The sequence below is a fragment of the uncultured Campylobacter sp. genome (assembly GCF_938045535.1).
Lineage (GTDB): Bacteria > Campylobacterota > Campylobacteria > Campylobacterales > Campylobacteraceae > Campylobacter_B.
In genome coordinates this window covers 1-1,455 of record NZ_CALIMQ010000180.1, presented here as the reverse complement: position 1 = coordinate 1,455, position 1,455 = coordinate 1, and the positions used below count along the sequence as shown (strand labels likewise).

Here is a 1,455-nt window from a genome sequence, read left to right as displayed (position 1 = left end):
CATATATATCGGATTGCTCGTCGTAGTGCTTCCGCTAATTACAATTGCAGAAAGAAAGAGGGTCTAGCCATGAAAGAGATAAGAACCCTAATCTTGGTGCTTTTTTGTGTGGGAATTTTATACTGGTTTATCGAGCCTTATGCTCATACTAAGCTCAGTCCGCACACTGATCCGGTAAATTACGATTTTGCAGCAGGCGATACGGCTTTAGCCGCGCATAACGTAGCCGCAGCAGAAAGCGCTTTGGCCGCAGCTGAAAAAGGCGGGGATGAGACGATGATAAAAAATTCTAAAAAAGCCCTAGCCAGTGCGAAAGAGCAACAAGACAAAATGGTGCTTTTTTGGGATAAGATAAATAAAATAGATCTTAGCAAAGGCGATGCCGTGCGCGGCGCCGAAACCTTTACAAATGCAGGCTGCACCGCATGTCATGGAGTAAAAAGTGCAAATATCCCCGCTCCTATGGACGCGGCAAGCGCTAGTGCCGCATACGGCGTCAATCCTCCGGATCTTAGCAGCGCAGGCTATCTATACACTGATAAATTCTTAGCTGCGCTCATCAAAGATCCGATCATGGCTCTTAAGCTAGATCAGAAATTTGGCGACGAAAAGCCTTTTCCGATGCCCGGGTTTTTCGGTGCAGGCGGTGATCTAAATCAAGAGATCGCCGATATCGTAGCCTATCTAAAGTCGCTCGCTCCTAGCGAGGATAAACTAATCGCCTCTGAGGCTGCTGCTAGCGGTATCAAGCAAGGCACCGAACTAAACGAAGCGCAGAAAAAATTCCTTTTAAGTAAGGCGGTTTTTGAGGATGCTTGTCTAAGATGCCACGACGTCAAATATGATAAGCTCTTTGCATCCAGCGATAGGGCTAGCCTGGCTGCGTATATGGGCTCGACGCCTCCTGATCTTTCGATGATGATCCGTTCCAAGGGCGCCAACTATCTACACGAGTTTATCAATGATACGCAAAAGAAGCTTCCAGGCACTTCGATGCCGCGCGTAGGCTTGAACGAAAACGCTGAAGCCAAGGTCGTGGAATATCTAGCTGACGTAGGCGATAGCAAAAAAGCCGAGCGTGAAGCTACAACCATAAATATTATGATTTATTTCTTGATCCTTTCTGTTTTTGCAGGTCTTTGGAAAAGTAAAATTTGGTCGAAACTTCATTAAAATTTTAGCAGTCGGAGTAAAATCTGACTGCCTTTTAAAATTCCGCCATATCCTAAATTCTATTAAATTTTATCTATCAAAAAGCTCTTGCAATTGAGAATTTAGCCGCTTTCGTGCTTTATGATAACCGCTTTTTTTATTACTTTTTAAGATTTTTCTACATATAATTGCCGCTCGATTTTGAAATTTAATGTATGAATTCAACTCAAGAAGGTTCAGATGAAATTTTTTAAATTTGCGGTTTTAGCTCTAATTTTTCCGCTTGCTATGCTTTTTGCGGAT

Annotated in this window: 1 protein-coding gene; it reads left to right on the top strand. The window is 43.2% G+C overall.

What is annotated here, in order from left to right; genetic code table 11:
• Window positions 1–69 precede the first annotated feature (69 nt).
• Window positions 70–1,173 carry a c-type cytochrome gene (locus Q0095_RS05640; protein WP_297882163.1) on the top strand — a complete coding sequence of 368 codons (1,104 nt, stop codon included), beginning with the start codon at window positions 70–72 and terminating at the stop codon, window positions 1,171–1,173.
• The last annotated feature ends 282 nt before the right edge of the window (window positions 1,174–1,455 follow it).

Coding starts and splice junctions, on each gene's coding strand:
- Q0095_RS05640 (WP_297882163.1), top strand. CDS start 70: ATGAAAGAGATAAGAACCCTAATCTTGGTGCTTTTTTGTGTGGGAATT.